This is a genomic window from Clostridium sp. (assembly GCF_029267215.1).
Taxonomy (GTDB): Bacteria; Bacillota; Clostridia; order Clostridiales; family Clostridiaceae; genus Sarcina.
In genome coordinates, this window is record NZ_JARIDH010000035.1 from 1 (window position 1) to 23,801 (window position 23,801).

Sequence of the window (23,801 nt, forward strand, 5' to 3'; positions counted from 1 at the left end):
GTAATCCTTCGATTATTCTCTCATCAACACCTTTAGCTACTCCGATTCTGTGCTCATCAGCAAAGTTTAATTCTCCGCTTTGCTCTATGAATTTATCAGCTCCAACACCACATACTGGGCATTTTTCTGGTGCTTTTTCTCCTTCATAAACATATCCACATACTGTACAAACAAATTTTTTCATAATAAATCCTCCTAAAATTTTATAACCATATTATATTTTTTTCCTTAGATTATTAAAGAAATATACTTAAACAACTTTCTTTTCAATCTAAATCCAGGTTTTTTTGTTAATATTTTCTTTACCTTGGTCTAATTATATGCTAATTACTATTACTTATCAACAGTTTTAAACTATTTATTTTTCTAACAAAAACCTTATTCTTGTTATGTCTTATATATTTTTTTATAAATAATTTTAATATTTTTAATAAAATCAATTATATTTTGACACTTTAATTTTATTATCTAACTTCTTTTCCAAATGGCATAAGTGATAATTTAGCTAATTTTAATGATTGTATTGCAAATGGAATCCCTACAATAGTGATAGCAAATAAAGCTGCACTTATTAAATTACCTAGTGCTAAAGTAAATCCACCAAATATTATCCATAATAAATTAAGTATAAAGCTACAAGTACCATCCTTAACAGTAATCACTTCTTTTCCAAAGGGAGCTAATTGTAATCCTGCTAATTTAAAACATTGTTTTCCTACTGGAATACCTACTATTGTTATACACCAAAATATTCCCCATAATACCCATCCTAAGGCATTAATAAATCCACCTAATAACATCCAAATTATATTTCCTAAACAACTAATAAAAATCAACTCCTCATATCTTCTTTATTACATTATATTAATTATCAATTAAAATTCAACTTATTTTGTTAACTAATATAATTTTTTATTTACTCTTTAAAATAACATTAAAAAATTTTTAAAAAATATGTTGACAATATTCTTTTAAGACTATATAATAAATATTGTCAACAGGACATGCCGAAGTGGCGGAACTGGCAGACGCACAGGACTTAAAATCCTGCGGTGCTAACACACCGTACCGGTTCGATTCCGGTCTTCGGCACCAAAACTCTTAAACCTAGTTTAAGAGTTTTTTTATTATTTATAAAATATTGTTTATAAAACTAATATGAGTCCAAACACGCTCTATATTAGAATTATTAATGTATTAGCTAAAGATTTAAAATAAATTACACTGCATTTATTTTCTTTCCCTAGCTAATACTTTTTTTATCATATATAAAAATTTTCTATTAAATAACTCCACAGTAATTTAAATATTAATTTCAAATTTTTTCACCATAAAAAAGTTAACTACTAAATAAAATTTACCTTATTCTACTTAACATAATAATTCTTTAAGAGTTATTATATATTTTACTTCGCACTTCCTATATCACTTCTAAAATACATACCTTCAAAATTAACTTTTTCAATATTTTTGTAAGCATTATTCTTAGCGGCCTCTAAGCTTTTTCCCTTACCTAAAATAGATAAAACTCTTCCTCCACTTGTTACTAAGTTTTCATTTTGAATTTTTGCTCCAGCTATAAAACAATTTCCATTTAAATCTTCAGATAAAGTTATTTCTTTTCCTTTTTCATAAGTATCTGGATATCCTTTTGATGATAATACAACATTAACACAATATCCATCTTCCCACTTAATATTAGTTTCATTTAAACTTTCATCTAAGGCAGCTTCTATTATATCAACTAAATCGCTCTCCATTAAAGCTAAAACACTCTGAGTTTCTGGATCCCCCATCCTAACATTATACTCTAAAAGCTTTGCTCCATCCTCTGTTATCATTATTCCAAAGAAAATTATTCCCTTAAAATCAAATCCTTCTTTTTTTATTCCTTCTAGAGTTTTATTTAATATATTCTCATAAAAATCCTTTTCTACCTTTTCAGTGACATAAGGATTAGGGCAAACTACCCCCATTCCTCCTGTATTCTTCCCTTTATTTCCATCAAATATTTGTTTATGATCCTTTGCTGATAAAAATGGCAATATTACCTTTCCATCAGTTATAGAAAGTATTGAAGCTTCAACACCCTTTAAAAACTCTTCCACCACAATTTTTTTTCCTGCCCCCTTAAAAACATCATGAATCATAAATAAATCTAAGGTTTTTAAGGCTTCTTCTTTGTTTTCACAAATAACAACCCCTTTTCCAGCCGCAAGTCCATCAGCTTTAATAACCCTAGGATAAGTACATCCTTCAATATATTTTTTAGCTTTCTCATAATCATAAAAAACTTCATAATCAGCAGTCTTAACCCCATACTTTTTCATGAAATTCTTAGAAAAAGACTTACTTCCTTCAAGCATGGCCCCCCTTTTATCTGGTCCAAAAATTTTTAAACCTTCTTTTTTAAAAGCATCAACAATTCCATTTATAAGAGGTTCTTCAGGCCCAACAAAAGTTAAATCCACCTCATTATTCTTAGCAAACTCCAATAATTCCTCTATATCCTTAATATCTATATTTTCACACTTACTTTCTTTATATGTTCCCCCATTACCAGGTGCAACAAATATCTTGCTAACCCTAGAACTTTTGCTAAGTTTCCACGCTAAAGCATGCTCTCTACCACCAGATCCAATCAAAAGTATCTTCATATATAAAAAGGTTATAAAGCTTACAAACTCTCTATTTAATCCATATAAGTTTCTAGACTAAATAAAACCCTTTAAACTCTACAACCTAATTCACCTCCCCAAATTCTATAATTAACTCTATTTCCTATTTTTTTATACAGTTAAATATAAACTTTAAAACACAATTATAAAAATCACTAAATAATTCAAACTAAATTTTTAATAACATAATAAAACTTATAAATAAATCACTCAAATGTAACTAAAGTTCCACTTGATAAGTTTAGGAATCAAAATTTAAAATTTAGACTTCCGCTTAAAATCCAATAATTCTTAGAATATAATTTATAAGTTTTATGTTTTTAATATTTAAAACCTAATGCTTAAAGTGTCTTATTCCTGTGAATACCATACTTATTCCATGTTCATCACAAGCCTTTATTGATTCTTCATCTCTTATTGAGCCTCCTGGTTGGATTATTGCCTTTATTCCATTTTTAAAAGCCTCATCAACACAATCTCTAAATGGGAAAAAAGCATCTGAAGCAAGTACAGATCCTCCCTGTCCTCTTTCTAAAGCCTCTTTAGTGGCCCAAATTCTATTAACTTGTCCACCACCAATTCCAGTGGCAACTCCATCTTTCACAACAACTATTGCATTGGATTTAACATATTTAACAACCTTCATTCCAAATATCATATCATCTAACTCTTTTTCTGTTGGTTGTTTTTTAGTTACAATACTATATTCACAGGAAAGTTTATTATCTTCTCCTTGAACTAATATTCCCCCATCTACTGTTACCATTCCCTTTTTGTCTTTAGGAGTATTATTACATTTTATTACCCTTAAATGCTTTTTACTTCTTAAAACTTCTAATGCCTCTTCATCAAATTCAGGTGCAGCCACAACTTCTAGGAATATTTTAACCATTTCCTCAGCTGTTTCCTTGTCAACCTTTCTATTTAATGCAACTATTCCTCCAAATATTGAAATTGGATCTGCCTCATAAGCTTTCATATAAACTTCCTTAGAATTTTCTCCAACAGCCACTCCACATGGTGTATTATGTTTCAAGGCACAACATGCTGTTTTTTCAAACTCACAAGCTACTTTCCAAGCTATATCTAAATCCTTTATGTTGTTATAAGATAAGGCTTTTCCATTTAATATTTCAAAACTGTTCATAGCTCCATGAAATTCTGTAGAACCATAATAAGCTGCTCCTTGATGTGGGTTTTCTCCATATCTAAGATCTTGTATCTTTTTATATGATACTGAAAGATATTCTGGATATTCTTCCTCTCCTTCTAATAAGAAATTAGAAATTGCAGCATCATAGGCACTCATTAAATTAAATACTTTTCCAGCTAAGATTTTTTTTAATTTAAAGGAAACTTCTCCCTCTTCCTTAATTTCATTTATTACTTTTTCATAATCTTTTTTATCTGAAAGAACTACCACATCTCTAAAATTCTTAGCTGCTGCTCTAAGCATTGTTGGGCCACCAATATCAATAAATTCAATCTTTTCTTCAAAACTTAAATCTTCTTTTACCTTCTCAAAAAAAGGATATAAATTAACAACCACATAATCTATAGTATTAATATCCCTTTCTTTTAAAGTTTTCATATGTTCCTCATTATCTCTTTTTGCCAATATTCCAGCATGAACTAAAGGATGCAAGGTTTTTACTCTTCCATCTAAGATCTCTTTAAAGTTTGTTATTTCACTAATTTCTTTAACTTCTATGTTATTTTCCCTTAAATATCTATACGTTCCACCACTAGATATTATTTCAATATCCATACTTATTAAAAATTCTGCAAGTTCTAAAATTCCATCTTTATCAAAAACACTTATTAAAGCTCTCTTTTTCATGAAAAACACTCCCTATTTTAATATTTTTACTCTTCCATTATGAAATTTTATCCTATCTTCACATAAGTACTTAACCACTCTTGGTAATAACACATGCTCTTTTTCTAAAATCTTTTTTTGAAGACTATAAGCTGTATCTTCAAAATCAACTTCAACAATTTCTTGGTCGATAATTGCTCCTCCATCAACCTCATCATTAACAAAGTGAACTGTACAACCTGAATATTTAACACCCTTTTCTATTGCAGCTTTATGTACATTGATTCCATACATTTTATTTCCACAGAATGAAGGAATAAGAGAAGGATGAATGTTTATTATCCTATCTCTATACTCCTCTAAAATCTTTCCACTTAATATGGAAAGATATCCTGCTAAAACTATAAAATCAATACTATTTTCCTTAGCTAATCTTAATATCTCATATGAGGTATTTTCTCCAAATTCTTTTTTTGAAACTACTACTGATTTAATTTTGTGATTTTTTGCTCTTTCTAAGGCATATATTCCCTCTTTGCTTCCTATTATTAAAGAAACTTCTCCCTTAATATTTCCATTTTCAATATTATCTAAAATAGATTGAAGATTAGAACCACTTCCAGAAGCTAATACTGCTATTTTATACAAACACCCTCACCTCCAGCCTCTATATATCCTATTTCAAAGGCTTTCTCTCCAAGATTTGAAAGTTCATTTAAAACATTAGAAACAATACTCTCTTCTACACATAAAACAAATCCAATTCCCATATTGAAGGTATTGTACATTTCTTCTTCTTTAACCCCAAGCTCCATAACCGTCTTAAATATATCTGGAATTTCATAACTTTCTTTATTTATAACAATGCTAAGCTCTTTTCCACTTAACATTCTTGGTAGGTTCTCATAGAATCCTCCCCCTGTTATATGAGCCATTCCTTTTATAGGGAATTTTTCTAAAAGCTTTAATACTGGTTTTACATATATTTTTGTTGGAGTTAATAATTCTTTCCAAACTTCTTCTCCATTAAATTCTTTTTCTAAGTCTTGAAAAACTTTTCTTATTAAAGAATATCCATTTGAATGTACTCCAGAAGAAGCAATTCCTATTATCTTGTCTCCAGATTTAATATCTTTTCCATTTATGATTTTATCCTTATCAACTATTCCAACAGCAAATCCTGCAATATCATAGTCTCCATCTTTATACATCCCTGGCATTTCAGCTGTTTCTCCTCCAACTAAAGAACATCCAGATTGTAGACATCCCTCTGCTACTCCCTTTACTAAATCAGAAGAAACATAAGATTCAAGCTTTCCACATGCTATATAATCTAAGAAAAATAGAGGCTTAGCTCCATGACATAAAATATCATTAACACACATTGCCACGCAGTCTATTCCAACAGTATCAAACTTTCTTTTTTTACAAGCTATATTAAGTTTTGTTCCCACTCCATCAGTCCCAGAAACTAAAACTGGTTTATTATATCCCTCTGGAAGTTCCACCATCCCAGCAAAAGAACCTAATCCATTTAAAACATATTCACTCATTGTTTTTTTAGCATATTCTTTTATAAGCTTTACTGATCTATATCCCTCTTCAATATTTACTCCTGATTCTTTGTAAGTTAACATCTAATTTTCCACCCTTTCAAGATTATCTTCTAAAGCTTCCATAGGAGCTGCCACTGGATATACTCCATTGAAACATCCTACACAGAAATTTCTTCTTCCTTCAAAACTTTCATACATTCCTTCTAAACTTAAATATCCTAAAAAATCGCATCCTATTATCTCTCTAATCTCCTCAACACTTCTTGAGGCTCCAATTAATTGACTTCTATATGGAGTATCAATTCCAAAATAACATGGATACTTAACAATTGGTGAAGCAACTAAAAAATGTACCTCCTTAGCCCCCGCTCTTCTTAAGGATTCAACTAAATGTTTAGATGTTGTTCCTCTTACAATAGAATCATCTATTAAAATTACTCTTTTCCCCTTTACATTGGCCTTAAGTGGATTAAGTTTTACAGCCACTGCCCTCTCTCTAATTTCTTGTGATGGTGATATGAAAGTTCTTCCTATGTATCTATTTTTAACAAATCCCACTTCATAAGGAATTCCTGAAGCCTTAGAATATCCCATGGCTGCTGGTATCCCAGAATCAGGAACTGCAATCACAATATCAGCCTCTACTTTATATTCCTTAAATAAAATTTCTCCTTGTTTTACTCTTGTTTTTTGAACATCTAAACCATCAATAACTGAATCTGGCCTTGCAAAATATATATATTCAAAGGAACATGTTTGACAAACTGTATTTTCTGAATACCTATAACTTTTAATTCCATCATCATCAATAACCACAATTTCTCCAGGTTTTATATCTCTCACAAGTTCTGCCCCGATTGTATCTAATGCACAACTTTCTGAAGTTAATATATATCCTTCTTCAAATTTTCCTAAACACAAAGGTCTAATTCCATTAGGATCTCTTATTCCAATTAACTTATCCTTACTCATTATTACCATAGCAAAAGAACCCTTCACGGCTGATATAGCATCTATCACTGCCCTCTCTATTCCAAAATCTGCCCTCTTTGCAATTAAACTTATTAAAACTTCAGAATCTACACTTGTGTGAAAGACTTGTCCTCCATCTTCTAAAAGACTTCTTATAACATCTGCATTTACTAAATTTCCATTATGAGCAGTAGATATAGGTCCAAGTTTAGTATTTCTAACTAAAGGTTGAGCATTTTCAACAGTTTTCGCACCCGCTGTAGAATATCTAACATGTCCTATTGATATATGACCATTTAACTCTCTTAAACCTTCTAAATCATCCTCATTAAAAGCCTCTGTTAAAACACCTAATCCTTTATGAACTTTTATATATTTTCCATTAGAAACTGAAATACCAGCACTTTCCTGACCTCTATGTTGAAGTGCAAAAAGTCCATAATAATTTATAGAAGCAACATCTATTTCTTTATTTGCAAAAACTCCAAAAACACCGCATTCATCCTTAAATTTATCATTCTGTGGATCCATAATATCAAAGTTTGGCTTAACCATATTTTCTACTCCTCTTACTAATTTACTTTAAGAAATTAATGCTTAATATATATTTTTTAGGTAGTTCTTGGAGTCTATCTAAAAAATATTTATATGCATTAAGCTCTTAATCTACTTAGAACCTCTCTATATCCCTTCATTACATTACCCATATCTCTTCTAAATCTATCTTTGTCCATTTTTTCTCCAGTTTTAGCATCCCAAAATCTACAAGTATCTGGTGAAATTTCATCTGCTAATAATATTTCTCCATCACATCTACCAAACTCTATTTTAAAATCTATCAAATCTATATTTTGTTTCTTAAATAATTCTTTCAAAATATCATTTATCTTAGCAGTCATTTCATAAATTTCATTTAATTCTTCAAAAGTTGTGGCCCCTATTGCAACTGCATGATAGTCATTTATTAATGGATCTCCTAATTCATCATTTTTGTATGATAATTCAAAAACAGTTGTTTTTAACTCTGTTCCCTCTTCTAATCCTAATCTTTTAGCCATACTACCTGCTGCCATATTTCTAACTATTACTTCTAATGGAACTATTTCAACCTTTTTGCATAACTGATCTCTATCATTTAACTTCTCAACAAAGTGAGTTTTGATACCTTCTTTATTTAGCATTTCAAAAATAAGACTAGTAATTTCATTGTTTAATATTCCTTTGCTTTCTAATTGAGCCTTCTTCTCTCCATTGAAAGCTGTCGCATCATCTTTGTAATGAATAATTACCATATCCTCTTTATCTGTTCTATAAATTTGTTTTGCTTTTCCTTCATATAACATTTCTAATTGATTAACCATTATAACTCAACTCCTTCTCCATTTTCCTCTATAAATTTGTATTTCATGTCAATTCTAAATTTAACTAACTTTTCTCTTAACTCTGGATATTTTAATGAAAGAATTTGAACAGCTAACATGCCTGCATTATAACTATTATTTATTCCAACAGTTGCTACTGGAATTGATTTAGGCATTTGTACAATTGATAATAATGCATCAATTCCTTCAACAGCCACTTTAACTGGAACTCCTATAACAGGAAGTATTGTGTGAGATGCTATGACTCCTGGAAGATGAGCTGCTAATCCAGCTCCAGCTATAATAACTTCACATCCTTCATTCTCTATATTTTCTAAAGTTTCAATAAGTTTTTCTGGGACTCTGTGTGCAGACAAAACATATGCCCTATAATCAATCCCAAAATCCTTCAAGGCATTGGCAGACCCTTTCATAACTTCTTTATCTGACTTACTTCCAAAGAATATTGCTACTTTCATTAAAATCTCCTCCTATATTTTTATTAAGTTAGTATTTATCTAGCTTTAAACACCTACCTTAATTTTTTTGCAAAGTATTTTCATAATATATCCTAAAACAATATCTAAAGCTTCAAAATTTTCTTTACTTAAACTATATAAGCTTCTTAACTGTATTTTTCCATGTATTGAAAATACTAATTGTTACTTAAGATTATCTTTCAAGTCTATTAAAAAATTAATTTAAAACCTAATAAATCTACTTTTTAAAATAATCTACACCTGCTTTGAAAAGTTTCTGATCGAATTGTCCTGGTATATTTTTATATAAGTTTTCTCCAACTCTTTCTGAATGCCCCATTTTTCCTAAAATTCTTCCATCTTTACTTATTATCCCCTCTATACCCATAGCTGAACCATTTGGATTATATGGCATATTCATAGATGCCTTCCCTTCTAAATCCACATATTTAGTTGCCACCTGATTATTTTTTATTAATTCTTTTAATAAACTTTCTGATGCAACAAATCTTCCCTCTCCGTGAGAAATTGGAATGTTATGAATTTCTCCAAGTTTAACTTCATTAAACCAAGGTGAATTTTTAGATGTTATTTTCGTTCTAATAATTGATGACATATGTCTGTTTATATTGTTATAAGTTAATGTTGCCATATCCTCTTCAATATCTAATATCTCTCCATATGGTAAAAGCCCTAATTTAATTAAGGCTTGGAAGCCATTACAAATTCCTAATATTAATCCATCCCTCTTATTTAAAAATTCCATAACTGAATTCTTTATTTTAGGATTTCTAAATATTGTTGCTATGAATTTTGCTGATCCATCTGGTTCATCTCCTGCTGAGAATCCCCCTGGCAACATTATAATTTGTGCCTTATCAATAGCTTTCTTTAATTCATCTATTGATTCAATTAATGCTTTCTTATTTAAATTCCTAATAACAACTTCATGAACATATGCACCTTCTTTTTCAAAGGCTTTTCTACAATCATATTCGCAATTTGTTCCTGGAAATACAGGAATAACCACTCTTGGTTTCTCAACTCTAGTTATTTTAGATTTTAATTTTTCTTCACATGTATAAGCTTCTTCTTTATTAGCCCCATTATTGCTTATTAAATCTAAAACGCATTCTTTTACTTTTTCTGTTTTTGACTTAAATATTTCCTCTAACTTTTCTTCATAAGCTTCTCTTACTTCTTCCAAAGAAAGTTTAAAGTTATATTCGTCACATTTTATAACCCTATCTTCTAAGGTTTTTCCTATAACTTTGTAATTAGTTCCAAAAAGCTCCTTTTGAATATTAACCCCATCTTTAATCTCCAAAATTAAACTTCCATAATTAAAGCCAAAAAGTTCTTCTTTAGAAAGTGATTTTATTTCTGCCCCTATTCCATTTCCTAAAGCCATCTTAGTAATTCCTTCTGAAACACCTCCAAACTTAAGTGAATAAGCTGAAATTACCTTTTCTTCTCCTATTAATTCATAAAGTCTTTCTAAATTTTTCTTAAATCCTTCTATTTCTAAGGTTCCATCTTCTAATTTTTCCCCTTTTAAAAGAACTAAATTTGAATTAACTTCCTTAAATTCTGGTGAAATTATTCTTGAAGCCTTCTCTAATCCTACTGCAAAAGAAATTAAAGTTGGTGGAACATTTAACTCACCAAAACTTCCTGACATTGAATCCTTACCCCCAATTGCAGGTAATCCTAAGTCCATTTGAGCCTTGTAGGCACCTAATAAAGCCGAGAAAGACTTGCCCCATTTTTCCTTATCCTTTGATAATTTCTCAAAATACTCTTGAAATGTTAATCTTACTTTTTTATAATCTCCACCCATGGCTGCAATCTTAGTTACAGACTCAATTACTGAATAAAATGCCATATGAAATGGACTCCATGTTCCTAAATAAGGATTAAACCCATAAGTCATTAAGGAAGCATCCTTACTCTCTCCCCCTAATACAGGAATTTTAGCTGCCATTCCTTCAGATGGAGTAAGTTGATACCTTCCTCCTAAAGGCATTAATACTGATCCACACCCTATTGTTGAATCAAATCTTTCTATTAAACCCTTTTGACTACAAACATTTAGATTTTTCAAAGAATTTATCCATGCATCTTTAACATTGCAATCTTCTATTTCATATGGATAAAATGATGGTGATTTAACTTTTAAAGAAACTTCTTGCTTAGCCCCATTTGTATCTAAAAAACTTCTTTTTATATTTACTATCTCCTCATTTTTCCAAATCATTCTTAATCTATCTTTAGTGGTAACCCTTGCTACAATTGAAGCTTCTAAATTTTCTTCTTCTGATAATTTAATAAACCTCTCTACATTCTCTTTTGAAATAACAACTGCCATTCTTTCTTGAGATTCTGAAATTGCAATTTCAGTTCCATCTAAACCCTCATATTTTTTAGGAACCTTATCTAAATCTATATCAATACCTCTGCATAATTCTCCAATTGCAACTGACACTCCCCCTGCACCAAAGTCATTACATCTTTTTATCATTTTAGCTACTTCTTTATTTCTAAATAATCTTTGAATCTTTCTCTCAGTTGGTGCATTTCCTTTTTGAACCTCAGCACCACATTTATTTATAGATTCTTCTGTATGTTCCTTTGATGAACCAGTGGCTCCTCCAATACCATCTCTTCCTGTTTTACCTCCAAGAAGAATTACTAAATCTCCTTCTGAAGGTTCTAATCTAACCACATTTTCTTTAGGTGTTGCCCCAATTACTGCCCCAACTTCCATTCTTTTAGCCACATAATTTGGATGATAAATCTCAGCTACTTGTCCTGTAGCTAGTCCTATCTGATTTCCATATGAACTATACCCATGAGCTGCCCCCAATGTTATTTTTCTTTGAGGAAGTTTTCCTTTTAAAGTTTCTTCAATACTTAATGTTGGATCTGATGCCCCTGTTACTCTCATTGCTTGATATACATAACTTCTTCCCGAAAGTGGATCTCTAATTGCACCCCCTAAACAAGTAGCAGCCCCTCCAAAAGGTTCTATTTCAGTTGGATGATTATGTGTTTCATTTTTAAACATTAAAAGGTATTCTTCTTCTCCATTTTCAGTTTCTATTTTAATATTTATTGAACAAGCATTTATTTCTTCAGAAACATCTAAATCATCAAGCTTTCCTCTTTTTCTAAATTCTTTCATCCCAATAGTTGCTAAATCCATAAGCTTAATATCTTTATTTTTTAAGTTTTCCCCATAAACATATTCTCTTGATTTTTTATAATTTTCATAAGCTTTCTTTATTGGTTCTGAATACTTCCCATCTTCAATTTCAACATCTTTTATTATTGTTTCAAAAGTAGTATGTCTACAGTGATCTGACCAATAAGTATCAATAACTTTAATTTCTGTTATTGTTGGATTCCTACCTTCCTCTTTAAAATAATTTCTTATCATAATAAGATCTTCTAAACTCATAGCTAATGAATTTTCCAAATGAAACTCTTTTAATTTCAAATTAGAAAAACCTATAAATCCATTTAAAACTTGAACTTTATTTGGTTCTTCTAATTTTTCTTCTAAAAGCTTTGAATACGGATTTACCTCTCTTGAATCCACTGGATTTATATAATAAGTTTTTATTTTTTCAATTTCATATTCACTTAAATTTCCTTTAAGGACTATTACCTTTGATGATTTAACAAGAACTCTTTCTCCCGTTAAAAGCATTATGCACTCTGAAGCTGAATCAGCTCTTTGATCATATTGCCCTGGTAAATATTCAACACAAAAAACATTCTCATCTTTTGATATTTCAAAACTCTCTTCATAAATCTTATCTACTGGAGCCTCTGATAATATTGTTTTTAAAGTATTTTTATATTGTTCCTCTTTTATATTTCCAAGTATATATTTATTTAATATTCTTACTTTTTCTAAATTCTCAATTCTTAGATTATCTTTTAAATCCTTAAATAATATCTGACTTTCTATATTAAAACCATCTTTTTTTTCAATAAATACCATTCTAATACCAGACATTTTTATCCCCCATTCAAACACGAATATTTATATATTAAAAATGTTAATAATTCGTTATAAACAGATTACTACTTTAAACACGAATTGTCAATAGTTAAAATTGTTTAATCATTCGTATTTCCTCTTATATATCTTAAAAACAAATGGTTAAACAATAAATATTTCGTGTTTTTAACTGTTATCTACTTTATTAGTTTTTAAGTAACCAATTTTTTCTAAATTATATACTATTTAAATTTATACATATTTTTTAAACTCTAAACTTCATAAAAAAAGCTTTAGAATAAGCAAAAATACTTATTCTAAAGCTTTTTCAATATACTAATATTAATAAAATTCATTCTTAATGAAAGTCATAAATCTTAGCTCTTAATTTATAAAATATTATGTCTATTAGAATTATACATACATATGCCAGCTACAAGGCCTATTAACACATTAATCAATAAATTTGGTATGGTAAAAACATAGGTTCCTAAATAATGAATTATTGCAATTAAAATCAATGCTATTATTATGTGAATAATCCATTCCCACTTATAAATTCCATTAAACACACTAAATATTTCCTTAGTAAAATGATATTTTTTATCTAATCCACCATATAAAAGAGCAAAAATTATAGATGATAAAACAAAAATAAATGCATCAAATATATTTTGTATTAATAAAACATTATCCATATTTATATTCCTCTCTATTCATGTCTATTGTTATAATTATATATCTCTTCCACTTATTTTTACAAGGAAATATTAAATTAATACTCCTATAAAATGATCTATTTTAAGTAAGTGTTAATTATATATCCATTAAAATAAACTTATTAAGCAATTTAAAATATAACAAAAAAGATGTAGTCAATAAATTTGAACTACACCTTAAAATTCTTTATATTTTTATCTCTCTTTAAAGAAACCTAAAATTAATACTCCTATGAAAAATCCATTTATGATTGATATAACTAATGTACCTATTCCATAAGTTATATTTAATTTTAGAAAAAGAAAATAACTTATTGCTATAGTGAAACCTATTACACCTAAAACTATTAAATCATAAATAAGTTTTTCATAAAACTTCTTGTGTCCCCATAGAATTCTCTTTCTCTTATCCCTAAGCATATATAATGCTATTAAAACTATAATTCCACCTATTATTGTACTTCCATGTTGTATAATCTTATAAACATACACTTCATGATTTCCCATAAGAAAAACTTTCCTACTTAAATAACTAATATTACTCACAAAAAATCCACTACTATGTGTAAATCCATCCCATAATATATGTGTAATCATTCCAAATAATGATGAATAAGTAAAAACCCAAACATCATTCCATGAATGAATCATAAATTTTTCTGTTCTTAAATAGCCATACCAACTATCAAAAGGTCTAGGTAGATGACTTATTAAATTACTCTTAATCACATTATGAAATAAGTATGCTAACAAAAAACATAAAGGTAAATTTAATAAAAACATTCCTAAAAATTCATGTCCAAAATGTCCATAAGGTCTAAAATTTATAAAATATAGAAAATCTGGTGCCATACTCCCTAAAATCAAAGCAGTAAAATTAAAACGTTTATTCTTTAAGTAGATAACAGCTGCTGGGTGTGCCAAAGTAAACGGCATACCTAATCCCCCTTCATTTATTATTATGACTTATTATAACATAGAATTTAAACTAAACCACAAAAATAAACTACTTTACTTCTCCTCTTTCATTATCTTTAAGTCTTAATTTTTTCCATAATAAACTTACAATTATAGCTAATATTAAAGCTCCTATTTTAACGAAAAAGTTTTCAAAAGAAATAATTATAATAAAAAGTACTACATCTAATGCCATGTAAATATAATTTTTCATTTCACCCTCCCAAAATCGTTCTCATTACATTCTACCATATTTGTCAATATTTTGTTAATATTTTTTTAATGATATTTCTCCGGAATTTAAATAATCAACTTCTCCATTTTCAAGCATTATAACTAAAGATCCATCATCTTTTATATCAACTGCTTTTCCCTTGTTTAATCTATTATTCTTTACATAACTAACATCTTTTCCAATAACAAAAGATAATTCTTTATATTCTTTCATTATATTTTCATCTTCTAAGTTCTCGCACATATCCAATAATTCATTTAATATTTCTCCAACTAATTGATTTCTTGTTATAGATATATTTTCATCTTTAAATAAAGCCCCTGCAATAGATTTTAATTCATCTGGAAAATCCCCATGTTTTTTAAAATTTATTCCTATTCCAACCACTACATTTTCAACATTTCCACTCTCAAAATTACCTGTGGCTTCTGTTAATATGCCACATATTTTTTTACCATCTAAAAATATATCATTAACCCATTTTATTTTAGGATATTTTTTAATTAATTTTTCTATTGCTCTGCAAACTGATACTGCTGATGCAGTTGTTATGTGTATTGCTTTTGAAAGTTCTATATTAGGTCTTAAAATTACACTCATATATATTCCTTTATTATTTGGAGAATAAAATTTTCTATTAAATCTTCCTTTTCCTTCTGTTTGTTCCTCAGAAATTAATACTGTTCCATGAGGAATATCATCATCCATAAGAACTTTTTTAGCCTCTTTATTTGTTGAATCTATTGTTTTATAAACTTTTATAATATTTTCTTTATATTCTTTTCTTAAATATAACCTTATTCCTTCTTGTGATAATAAATCATTATCATTAGTTAATTTGTATCCCTTATTAGTCCCTGAATTTATGTTATACCCTTCTTCTCTTAAGGATTTTATAGCCTTCCATACAGCAGCTCTAGAAACTCCTAATCCCTTAGCAATTTCTTCTCCTGATAAACTTACCTCTCTATTTTTTTCTAAAATTTTTAAAACCGACTCTTTTACAGTCATATTTATCCACTCCTTAAATATATATAATACGCTCTTAAAAAATCATGAAAATTTTTAATCTTTATTAAAACTTCTATTTATATAAACCAAACTTTATAAACCTAATAAAAAGAAAATTATCATTATATATAAATTTTAATAAATTCCCACTTATCAACTTGATTATATTTTTAATCCCATCCATTAGCAACCTTTTTATAACTTATAGTATACAATTTATCAATTAGACTGTAATTTAATTAGATTAATATTAAAACAGAGCCTAAAATAAAAAAAGCCAGAGCCTTTAAGACTCTGACCTCATTATAAAACGATTTAAATTTACTTGTTAAAATTCTATTGAAAGTATTAATTTAAGAGATTTATGTATATCGTCACTAGCAAAAATTGAAGCCTCTTCTAATACTGAATAAACATCTGATGCTTTGTTTATAACCTTTTCAATTTCTTCATTGCTTTCATACTTTCTATAAACTGCTATAAAATCAAATATTAATGCTGATGATCTTTTTAAATTGTCTTTTAAATTATCTTTATATCCTGGCATTTCTATTTCATATCCATTTGGAAATACCTTTGGTTCTTCTAAGTATATTGATAATTTCTCTTTTACTAATCCCATTGTATTTGAAAAATCATCTTTACAAGCATTTATTATACCTTCATTTACTATTATGTTTTGTTCCATAGAAATCCTCTCCTTATAACTTTTTTTCTTATAAACATTACTACTTATAAAGTTTTACTCTTTTTTTATAAATTTATTTTAAAATTCATTAATATTACTGTTAGTAATATGATTATATCTTACCAAAGGATAAAAGGAAATATTTATTTAAATTTTATTTAATTTTTCGTTAATTTATACAAAAAATTTTAAAATCAAATTCTCCCTAAAATTATTATATTTCTTGAATACATATATACTTATTCTAAGATATAATTTAGTTAATAATATTTTAATGAGGTGTTTTAAATGAATTATATTTATGATATAAAAAATTACCATCCATTTAATGAACAAGAAGAAAAAGACAAAGCATTATTTTTAAAATCTCTAGATAATTTTCATGAAATATTAACTAGAAAAAATACCATAGCTCACTTAACCAGCTCAGCCTTTGCAGTAAATAAAGAAAAAACTAAATTTTTAATGGTGTACCATAATATTTATGATTCTTGGGCTTGGAGTGGTGGCCATTCAGATGGAGATAAAGACCAACTAAAAGTCGCATTAAAAGAATTAAAAGAAGAAACTGGAGTCAAAAATCCTATTCCACTTTTAGAAGAAGCTTTTGCAATAGATGTTTTAACTGTAAATGGACATATGAAAAAAGGAGAATATGTATCCTCTCATCTTCACCTTAACCTTACATACTTAATAGAATGTTCTGAAGATGAAATTCTAAAGATTAAAGAAGATGAAAATAGTGGTGTTAAATGGATTCCTTTTGATGAAATAAAAGATTATTGCAGTGAACCACATATGATTTCAATTTATAATAAATTAATAAAAAAGCTAAAAACTTTATACTAATATTTATTTTTAAATTGGCTCAGTTTTAAACTAGTGTTAATTTTAAATAAAACTATAATTCCCTATTAATAGTCAGTTTAAAGTTTCATTAAATTAATATAGGATATATCAAAACTAATATTAAAATTTATTTGACTTATTTTAAAATTTTGATATATAATAGATAAAAACTGAATTATGAAAAGCATTGATTAGGAGTAGTAATATTACCTTATATCTTTCAGAGAATTGTGGGTTGCTGTGACACAATGATATAAAAATATGAACTTGCCTATGAGCATATGTGTGAAAAAAAGCACATACGGGAATTCCCCGTTATAAACCTGAGTGAGGAAAAGAAATTTTCCTAATAAGAGTGGTACCGCGAATATCCTTTCGTCTCTTAATTTTTAAGAGATGAAAGGTTTTTTTATTTGTTTTTTATTAAGATTCAGAAAATAATATTTAAATATATAAACTTAGAGGAGGATTAGTTAATGGGTAACTACAGTACTGCCATAGATAAAAAATGGCAAGACAAATGGGCTGAATCAAGCCTTTATAAATTTGATCCAAATAAAGAGGGAGAAAAACTTTATGTTTTAGAAATGTTCTCATACCCTTCAGGAAGCCAATTACATGCAGGACATTGGTTTAACTATGGACCTGTTGATTCATGGGCTAGATTTAAGAGAATGCAAGGATATAATGTATTCCAACCAATGGGATTTGATGCTTTTGGTTTACCAGCTGAAAACTTTGCTATAAAAACAGGAATACATCCTCAAGATTCAACAGTAAAAAACATAGCTAAAATGGAAGAACAATTAAAAGCTATGGGTGCTATGTTTAACTGGGATAACGAAGTTGTTACTTGTTCACCAGAATACTACAAATGGACTCAATGGTTATTCTTAAAATTATATGAAAAAGGATTAGCTTACAGAAAGAAAGCTCCTGTAAACTGGTGTCCTTCATGTCAAACAGTTCTTGCTAACGAGCAAGTTGTTGATGGTGCTTGTGAAAGATGTGGAACAGAGGTTACTAAGAAAGATCTTACTCAATGGTTCTTTAAAATAACTGAGTATGCTGATGAATTACTAGATAAATTAGATGGTTTAGATTGGCCAGAAAAGACTGTTGCTATGCAAAAACACTGGATTGGAAGATCAACTGGTGCTCAAGTTAATTTCAAAGTTAAAGATAGTGATTTAAACTTTGATGTATTCACAACAAGAGTTGATACTTTATGTGGAGTTAGCTATGTTGTTTTAGCTCCTGAAAATCCATTAGTTGATAAAATAGTAACAGATGATCAAAAAGAAGCTGTTGAATCTTACAAAGAAGAAGCTAAAAAGCAATCTGATATAGAAAGACAATCTATTTCAAGAGAAAAAACTGGTGTATTCACTGGTGCATATGCTATTCATCCAATCAATGGAAAAGAAGTTCCAATCTGGGTTGGAGATTATGTTTTATCAACTTATGGAACTGGGGCTGTTATGGCCGTTCCTGCTCACGATGAAAGAGACTTTGCTTTCGCTGAGAAATTTAATCTTCCAATAAATAGAGTTATAAAAGCTAAAGATGGTTTAGAAACTGAATTACCATTCTGTGAACATGGTATATTAGTTAATTCTGGTGAATTTGATGGATTAACTACCTCTGAAGCTAAAGAAAAAATAGTTGAAAAACTTGCTTCAATGAATCTTGGAGAGCAAAAAGTTAACTTTAGATTAAGAGACTGGTTAGTTTCAAGACAAAGATACTGGGGAGCTCCAATTCCTGTAGTTTACTGTGATGAGTGTGGTATAGTTCCTGTGCCTGAAAATCAATTACCAGTTGAATTACCATATGATGTTGAGTTTGCTCCAGACGGAAAATCTCCACTAGCTAAGAGTGAATCATTTGTTAATACAACTTGTCCTCACTGTGGAAAACCTGCTAAGAGAGAAACTGATACTTTAGATACTTTCGTATGTTCATCATGGTATTATTTAAGATATCCTGATAATAAAAATACAGAAGCTCCATTTAATCCTGAGCTAATCAATAAAATGTTACCTGTTGATAAATATGTTGGTGGCCCTGAGCATGCTTGTATGCACCTTCTTTATGCTAGATTCATAACTAAGGCATTAAGAGATATGGGATATCTAAACTTTGATGAACCATTTACTTCATTAACTCACCAAGGATTAATCTTAGGACCAGATGGATTAAAAATGAGTAAATCAAAAGGAAACACAATTTCTCCTGATGATTATATAAAAGAATATGGTGCAGATGTATTTAGAATGTACTTAATGTTTGGATTTGCTTACACTGAAGGTGGAGCTTGGAGTGATGATGGAATAAAATCTGTAAATAGATTCGTTGAAAGAATAGAAAGAGTTATAAATACTGCAAGAGATTCCATAAATAAAGGTGAAAATAATAAAACTACTATTGATAAAGCAGAAAAGGAACTTAATTTCTGGAGACATAATGCAATAAAATCTGTTACTGATGATACAGATAAACTTCAATTCAACACAGCAATAGCTAGAATGATGGAATTTATAAATGCATTATCAAAATACACTCAAGAAAAAGAAATAAACCTTTCTTTCTTAAAAGAAGTTGTTTCTGATTACCTAAGATTATTAGCCCCATTTGCTCCTCATTTCAGCGAAGAACAATGGAATTTACTTGGAAATGAATACTCAATCTTCAATGAAGCTTGGCCAAAATTTGATCCTAAAGCTTTAGTTAAAGATGAAGTTGAAATAGCTATCCAAGTTAACGGAAAAATCAAAAACAAAATAATGGTTTCTTCAGATTTAGATGAAGAAGGAATTAAGAATGCTGCTTTAGCTGATGAAAAAATAGTAGCTTCAACTGAAGGAAAAACAGTTGTAAAAGTTATAGTTATAAAAGGTAGACTTGTAAATATCGTTGTTAAGTAATATAATATTAACGTTACAAATTTTATTGATTGATTTAAATTACTAATTAACCTTAATAACTAATACTTTTAGCATTTAGCTATAATCTTTGCTAAAAAAGGTATATAAACGCTGAGATTTGACTCCGTTTATATACCTTTATTTTTTTACATACTTATATAATAATTATTTTTATCTATATTTTTTCCTTTTTCTAAAGCCTTATAATAATCTGACTCATTCCCTCTTAAATCAATATTATTAATAAGTTTTATGTTCTTAACTATGTTACTCTCTACGGCTTCTAGGAACTCTTTTTTATTTTTAACATTCTGACTTTCCTTTGCAACATCATAGTACGTATATCCAAAAACTCTTTTTTCATTAATTAATTGATTATTATCACAGTTTATTTTTCCACCATCTCTAAGTTGCGCTCTTATTTCAATAGGAGAATCAATTTTTATATCCCCCTTTAAATTTAACTTTGAATCTTTTCCAAGTACTTCTATTCCCAATCCATTTTTATTTTTTAAGGAAAGGTTGTTTAAAATAACCTGTGCATTCTCAACTTTTAAATTCCCCCCCTTTTTTTCTCTGTTCCTAACTTCAGTGTTATGAATAAGTACGTTTTTTCCATCTAAAACTTTCACAGCTGTACCACCATTAGAGTCTACAAAAACGTTTTCCAAAATTATATTATCCCCTAATATAGTTATAAGGTTGTTATTTTTATCCCCTTCGTTTTCCAATATTAAATTTATGTTCTTTAGTACAATCCCATCTCCTTGTAGTATAAAAAAATCTTTTTTTAGATTGTTAGTTAATTTAGGAATATAAAAATTATTTCCTTGCCCATCTATTATTATGTTTGAAGATTTAATTTCTATTCCTTTTGAGCTTACATCATCTAATTTAATATCTCTTGAAAGTTTTATACTTTCTAAATTTCTATCATTGATTAAGTCTATAAAATCTGTTGCATTTTCTGCTATTTTTTCTATTTTAAAAAAATTACTATATTTATTGCTTTCATTTAAACTTTGTTTTATTATTGCATTATCTTTTGCTTTATCTTTTAAATTAACTTCTTTACCTAATACTACACTACTAGAGAGGTTATTTACTACTATAGCAGTAGCTATTATTTTTGCTACCTTCTTATGTGCCATATAAATCACCTCTTCATTAATAATTATTTTTATTTTCTATTATGCACTAATTGTATCATTTTTTGTATAGGTTTTCAAAATATAAATTATAGATTTTTTTGACATATAATAGATTTTCTTTAACTTAACAAAAAACACATGAAGGAAACTTGTATTTTTCTCAATATGAGAATATTACAAAGTTAAAATAAAAAAGATTATAAATATTAAAATAATTGAATTTAATCCTTTATTTTAATATTTATAATCATAGAATACTCACTATTTGTTTTAATTTAGAAAATCTTCTTCAATATATACTTAAATTATTTAAAAAAACTCTACTAAAATTATTTATAAACAGTTAAACTATATTTTTAAAACTATAATACTTTGCCAAATTCTTTAAGGACAACTAAAACCTCATCTTCTTTTATTGGTGAAAAATCTTCTATATATTTACTGTGATTAAATCTAGTAAATAAGTCCTTAGCCATGTCCATCCATTCTTCTAGGATATAAACCCATATTATTTCACTAGTTGGACAGCTTAATATAAAATTCTCTACTCCAAAAAAGCTATATTCTTTTATATTATGTAAATTAGTTAATTTGACATAGTCTTCCACAACTTTTTTTGTAATTTTATACTCATATATATCTGAATAAAAGAAATCAAAACTTTCTTTTTTAGCTTTAAATCCATCACCTTTTATTATTTTAATTTTAGGATTTTCACCAAAGTTTTCAAGATAAAGATCTATTATTTCTTCACTTGTTTCATAAACTAGAACTTCTTCTACATTTTCTTTCTTACATATTTCTTGAACAAAATAGCCTAATCCTAATCCAAGAACTCCTACTCTGCCCTTTGCTCTCTTTATACTTTCATATGCCCCTTGAATTTCATGAGGTGATATTCTCATCCAAAGTTTATCTCCTTCAAATAATTCTATAGGAGCCTCAATTACTACTTCTTCATTTTCATAAAGATATCCATCAAAGTGTTTTTTATCACTATACTTTATGATAAAATCCCCTTTTTTATTTTCCTTAATTTTTTCTTTATATTCTTTTATTTTATCTTCACAATAATTTAGTGCATATGGTATCATATTTTTTCCTTTCCTAAAATATATAGCTAACTTTATGTTATTCTAAATGTTAATTTCTAAACACTTATAGAAATCCTTTCAATTACATCAAATTAGTTAAACTACCTATTTATATATAAAACTTTTATTATTCCTATTTTAATCAACTATTTTATTTTAATTTGATAATACTAAGTTAACAACATATTTTCAATAAAAATTCTCATATTATTACAAAAAGATTATACTTTTATATAAATTTTCTATACTTCATACTAATTTTATTCATCTTTTTTAAATTCCTAGTAAAATAGTCTTGATTTATTTTTCTTAAAATTATATAATTTAACCATAATCAATATTAATTATTAATTAACTAAATTAATAATTAATTTAATTAAGAAGGTGTATTAAATGAAAAAAGTAGCAATGAGCGAAGAAGCTTATGTTGAATTTAAAGAATTTTTAAAAACTAATAATATAGATAGTAACATAATTAGAATAAACTTTGGTGGATATGGCCCTGTTGGTCCTATGTTCTCAATAGTAGCAGGAGAAGAAGCTCCTAATGATGCAAAAGAAGTTATAAATGATTTAACTTTTGTTGTTGATTCTAATCTAATAGATATTTTCTTAGGTTTCTCAATCTTATCAGATGAAGAAAACCTTGGAAATGGGTTAACTTTAGAACCTTTAATGAGTGATTATGAAGGTGGCGGATGCAGTGGAAATTGCGGAAGCTGTGGAAGTTGTCACTAAAAAGTAACATAATATTTTTAATTTTGATTAATATTATTTATAAACATATTAATAATAAATATAGAAAGCTAAAAGGCTTTAAATTTAATTTTAGGAGGAAATAGATATGTCAGTTGTTAAAATGAGCAATGAAGCTTACACTGAATTCAAATCTTTTCTACAAGAAAACAACATAGAAAAATTTGATATAAGAATAAATCTAGCAGGAGTTGGCTGAGGAGGCCCAGTATTTAATATTGTTCTGGATGAACAATCAGAAAATGATGAAGTTGTAAAAATAGAAGATATAACTTTCTTCGTGGATAAAGAATTAGTTAATGACTTTGAAGGATTCGTTCTTCTTTCTTCTGAGGAAAATGGTGGTAGAGGATTATCACTTAAACCACTTAAAGAAAGCGAAGGCGGATGTTCTTCTTGCTCAAGCTGTCATTAATATTACATATAGAGATGGATTAATTCCATCTCTATTTTATTTTTTCAAATTTATCAATATTTTACATATTTTGGTTGTTATTTGCTTTTATGCGTATTATAATTTAATAAAAGCTTTATTTTAAG

At 28.1% G+C, this 23,801-nt stretch carries 21 protein-coding genes, 1 tRNA gene and 1 other annotated feature; of the genes, 5 read left to right on the forward strand and 17 right to left on the reverse strand.

What is annotated here, in order from left to right:
- Both Q1K13_RS05630 and Q1K13_RS05635 read right to left on the reverse strand, forming a co-directional pair.
- Positions 1 to 184 (reverse strand): rubredoxin-like domain-containing protein (locus tag Q1K13_RS05630; RefSeq protein ID WP_366522616.1); only part of this gene is annotated, 184 nt, incomplete at its 3' end.
- 280 nt (positions 185 to 464) lie between these two features.
- On the reverse strand, positions 465 to 827 hold the full coding sequence (locus Q1K13_RS05635) for a YccF domain-containing protein (protein WP_300348463.1): 363 nt from the start codon (positions 825 to 827) through the stop codon (positions 465 to 467).
- Between the two features lie 179 nt (positions 828 to 1,006).
- Between Q1K13_RS05635 and Q1K13_RS05640 the strand changes: the two genes are divergently transcribed.
- Positions 1,007 to 1,095, forward strand: a tRNA-Leu gene (locus Q1K13_RS05640).
- 311 nt (positions 1,096 to 1,406) lie between these two features.
- Here Q1K13_RS05640 and purD read toward each other — a convergent pair.
- The 13 genes from purD to Q1K13_RS05705 form a co-directional block, all read right to left on the reverse strand.
- Positions 1,407 to 2,657 (reverse strand): phosphoribosylamine--glycine ligase, encoded by a 1,251-nt coding sequence (gene purD / locus Q1K13_RS05645; protein ID WP_300348364.1) that lies wholly within the window; start codon positions 2,655 to 2,657, stop codon positions 1,407 to 1,409.
- Positions 2,658 to 3,012: 355 nt separating this feature from the next.
- Positions 3,013 to 4,518: a bifunctional phosphoribosylaminoimidazolecarboxamide formyltransferase/IMP cyclohydrolase gene (gene purH, locus Q1K13_RS05650; RefSeq protein ID WP_300348366.1), complete on the reverse strand. Its 1,506-nt coding sequence runs from the start codon at positions 4,516 to 4,518 to the stop codon at positions 3,013 to 3,015.
- A 12-nt stretch (positions 4,519 to 4,530) separates the two neighbouring features.
- Entirely contained in the window at positions 4,531 to 5,145 is a 615-nt protein-coding gene (gene purN, locus Q1K13_RS05655; protein ID WP_300348368.1) for a phosphoribosylglycinamide formyltransferase, read from the reverse strand.
- The gene (purM, locus tag Q1K13_RS05660) at positions 5,133 to 6,134 is read right to left on the reverse strand and encodes a phosphoribosylformylglycinamidine cyclo-ligase (protein ID WP_300348370.1); all 1,002 of its coding nucleotides are present in this window, start codon (positions 6,132 to 6,134) and stop codon (positions 5,133 to 5,135) included. The genes purN and purM overlap by 13 nt, the downstream gene beginning before the upstream one ends.
- On the reverse strand, positions 6,135 to 7,580 hold the full coding sequence (gene purF / locus Q1K13_RS05665) for an amidophosphoribosyltransferase (protein ID WP_300348372.1): 1,446 nt from the start codon (positions 7,578 to 7,580) through the stop codon (positions 6,135 to 6,137).
- A gap of 98 nt (positions 7,581 to 7,678) precedes the next feature.
- Entirely contained in the window at positions 7,679 to 8,386 is a 708-nt protein-coding gene (gene purC, locus Q1K13_RS05670) for a phosphoribosylaminoimidazolesuccinocarboxamide synthase (protein WP_300348374.1), read from the reverse strand.
- Positions 8,386 to 8,865, reverse strand: coding sequence for a 5-(carboxyamino)imidazole ribonucleotide mutase (gene purE, locus Q1K13_RS05675; protein ID WP_300348375.1), 480 nt, complete (start codon positions 8,863 to 8,865; stop codon positions 8,386 to 8,388). Before purE ends, purC begins: the two co-directional genes overlap by 1 nt.
- Positions 8,866 to 9,103: 238 nt before the next feature.
- Positions 9,104 to 12,889 (reverse strand): phosphoribosylformylglycinamidine synthase, encoded by a 3,786-nt coding sequence (locus tag Q1K13_RS05680; RefSeq protein WP_300348377.1) that lies wholly within the window; start codon positions 12,887 to 12,889, stop codon positions 9,104 to 9,106.
- A gap of 374 nt (positions 12,890 to 13,263) precedes the next feature.
- Positions 13,264 to 13,572 carry a hypothetical protein gene (locus Q1K13_RS05685; protein ID WP_300348379.1) on the reverse strand — a complete coding sequence of 103 codons (309 nt, stop codon included), beginning with the start codon at positions 13,570 to 13,572 and terminating at the stop codon, positions 13,264 to 13,266.
- A gap of 216 nt (positions 13,573 to 13,788) precedes the next feature.
- Positions 13,789 to 14,529: a DUF4184 family protein gene (locus Q1K13_RS05690; RefSeq protein WP_300348381.1), complete on the reverse strand. Its 741-nt coding sequence runs from the start codon at positions 14,527 to 14,529 to the stop codon at positions 13,789 to 13,791.
- Between the two features lie 70 nt (positions 14,530 to 14,599).
- Positions 14,600 to 14,764 carry a hypothetical protein gene (locus Q1K13_RS05695; RefSeq protein ID WP_300348383.1) on the reverse strand — a complete coding sequence of 55 codons (165 nt, stop codon included), beginning with the start codon at positions 14,762 to 14,764 and terminating at the stop codon, positions 14,600 to 14,602.
- A gap of 54 nt (positions 14,765 to 14,818) precedes the next feature.
- Positions 14,819 to 15,796, reverse strand: a complete 978-nt coding sequence (locus tag Q1K13_RS05700) for a biotin--[acetyl-CoA-carboxylase] ligase (RefSeq protein ID WP_300348385.1) — start codon at positions 15,794 to 15,796, stop codon at positions 14,819 to 14,821.
- A gap of 328 nt (positions 15,797 to 16,124) precedes the next feature.
- On the reverse strand, positions 16,125 to 16,484 hold the full coding sequence (locus Q1K13_RS05705; RefSeq protein WP_300348387.1) for a hypothetical protein: 360 nt from the start codon (positions 16,482 to 16,484) through the stop codon (positions 16,125 to 16,127).
- Positions 16,485 to 16,772: 288 nt separating this feature from the next.
- Between Q1K13_RS05705 and Q1K13_RS05710 the strand changes: the two genes are divergently transcribed.
- Both Q1K13_RS05710 and leuS read left to right on the forward strand, forming a co-directional pair.
- Entirely contained in the window at positions 16,773 to 17,333 is a 561-nt protein-coding gene (locus Q1K13_RS05710) for an NUDIX hydrolase (protein WP_300348389.1), read from the forward strand.
- Positions 17,334 to 17,511: 178 nt separating this feature from the next.
- Positions 17,512 to 17,719 (forward strand) — a binding site (T-box leader).
- Between the two features lie 90 nt (positions 17,720 to 17,809).
- Positions 17,810 to 20,260 (forward strand): leucine--tRNA ligase, encoded by a 2,451-nt coding sequence (leuS, locus tag Q1K13_RS05715; protein WP_300348391.1) that lies wholly within the window; start codon positions 17,810 to 17,812, stop codon positions 20,258 to 20,260.
- Positions 20,261 to 20,406: 146 nt separating this feature from the next.
- Here leuS and Q1K13_RS05720 read toward each other — a convergent pair whose 3' ends face one another.
- Together Q1K13_RS05720 and Q1K13_RS05725 are read right to left on the reverse strand one after the other, a co-directional pair.
- A complete protein-coding gene (locus tag Q1K13_RS05720; protein WP_300348393.1) occupies positions 20,407 to 21,411 on the reverse strand; it encodes a hypothetical protein in 1,005 nt (334 codons plus the stop codon).
- 362 nt (positions 21,412 to 21,773) lie between these two features.
- Positions 21,774 to 22,505, reverse strand: coding sequence for a polyamine aminopropyltransferase (locus Q1K13_RS05725; RefSeq protein ID WP_300348394.1), 732 nt, complete (start codon positions 22,503 to 22,505; stop codon positions 21,774 to 21,776).
- 393 nt (positions 22,506 to 22,898) lie between these two features.
- Here Q1K13_RS05725 and Q1K13_RS05730 point away from each other — a divergent pair, with 393 nt between their 5' ends.
- Together Q1K13_RS05730 and Q1K13_RS05735 are read left to right on the forward strand one after the other, a co-directional pair.
- Positions 22,899 to 23,243, forward strand: coding sequence for a HesB-like protein (locus Q1K13_RS05730; RefSeq protein ID WP_300348397.1), 345 nt, complete (start codon positions 22,899 to 22,901; stop codon positions 23,241 to 23,243).
- A 106-nt stretch (positions 23,244 to 23,349) separates the two neighbouring features.
- Positions 23,350 to 23,676 (forward strand): HesB-like protein, encoded by a 327-nt coding sequence (locus Q1K13_RS05735; RefSeq protein WP_300348399.1) that lies wholly within the window; start codon positions 23,350 to 23,352, stop codon positions 23,674 to 23,676.
- Positions 23,677 to 23,801 lie beyond the last annotated feature (125 nt).

Coding starts and splice junctions, on each gene's coding strand:
- Q1K13_RS05720 (WP_300348393.1), bottom strand. CDS start 21,411: ATGGCACATAAGAAGGTAGCAAAAATAATAGCTACTGCTATAGTAGTA.
- Q1K13_RS05725 (WP_300348394.1), bottom strand. CDS start 22,505: ATGATACCATATGCACTAAATTATTGTGAAGATAAAATAAAAGAATAT.
- Q1K13_RS05695 (WP_300348383.1), bottom strand. CDS start 14,764: ATGAAAAATTATATTTACATGGCATTAGATGTAGTACTTTTTATTATA.
- Q1K13_RS05710 (WP_300348389.1), top strand. CDS start 16,773: ATGAATTATATTTATGATATAAAAAATTACCATCCATTTAATGAACAA.
- purF (WP_300348372.1), bottom strand. CDS start 7,580: ATGGTTAAGCCAAACTTTGATATTATGGATCCACAGAATGATAAATTT.
- purH (WP_300348366.1), bottom strand. CDS start 4,518: ATGAAAAAGAGAGCTTTAATAAGTGTTTTTGATAAAGATGGAATTTTA.
- Q1K13_RS05680 (WP_300348377.1), bottom strand. CDS start 12,889: ATGTCTGGTATTAGAATGGTATTTATTGAAAAAAAAGATGGTTTTAAT.
- Q1K13_RS05705 (WP_300348387.1), bottom strand. CDS start 16,484: ATGGAACAAAACATAATAGTAAATGAAGGTATAATAAATGCTTGTAAA.
- Q1K13_RS05685 (WP_300348379.1), bottom strand. CDS start 13,572: ATGGATAATGTTTTATTAATACAAAATATATTTGATGCATTTATTTTT.
- Q1K13_RS05700 (WP_300348385.1), bottom strand. CDS start 15,796: ATGACTGTAAAAGAGTCGGTTTTAAAAATTTTAGAAAAAAATAGAGAG.
- leuS (WP_300348391.1), top strand. CDS start 17,810: ATGGGTAACTACAGTACTGCCATAGATAAAAAATGGCAAGACAAATGG.
- Q1K13_RS05690 (WP_300348381.1), bottom strand. CDS start 14,529: ATGCCGTTTACTTTGGCACACCCAGCAGCTGTTATCTACTTAAAGAAT.
- purD (WP_300348364.1), bottom strand. CDS start 2,657: ATGAAGATACTTTTGATTGGATCTGGTGGTAGAGAGCATGCTTTAGCG.
- purM (WP_300348370.1), bottom strand. CDS start 6,134: ATGTTAACTTACAAAGAATCAGGAGTAAATATTGAAGAGGGATATAGA.
- purC (WP_300348374.1), bottom strand. CDS start 8,386: ATGGTTAATCAATTAGAAATGTTATATGAAGGAAAAGCAAAACAAATT.
- purE (WP_300348375.1), bottom strand. CDS start 8,865: ATGAAAGTAGCAATATTCTTTGGAAGTAAGTCAGATAAAGAAGTTATG.
- Q1K13_RS05730 (WP_300348397.1), top strand. CDS start 22,899: ATGAAAAAAGTAGCAATGAGCGAAGAAGCTTATGTTGAATTTAAAGAA.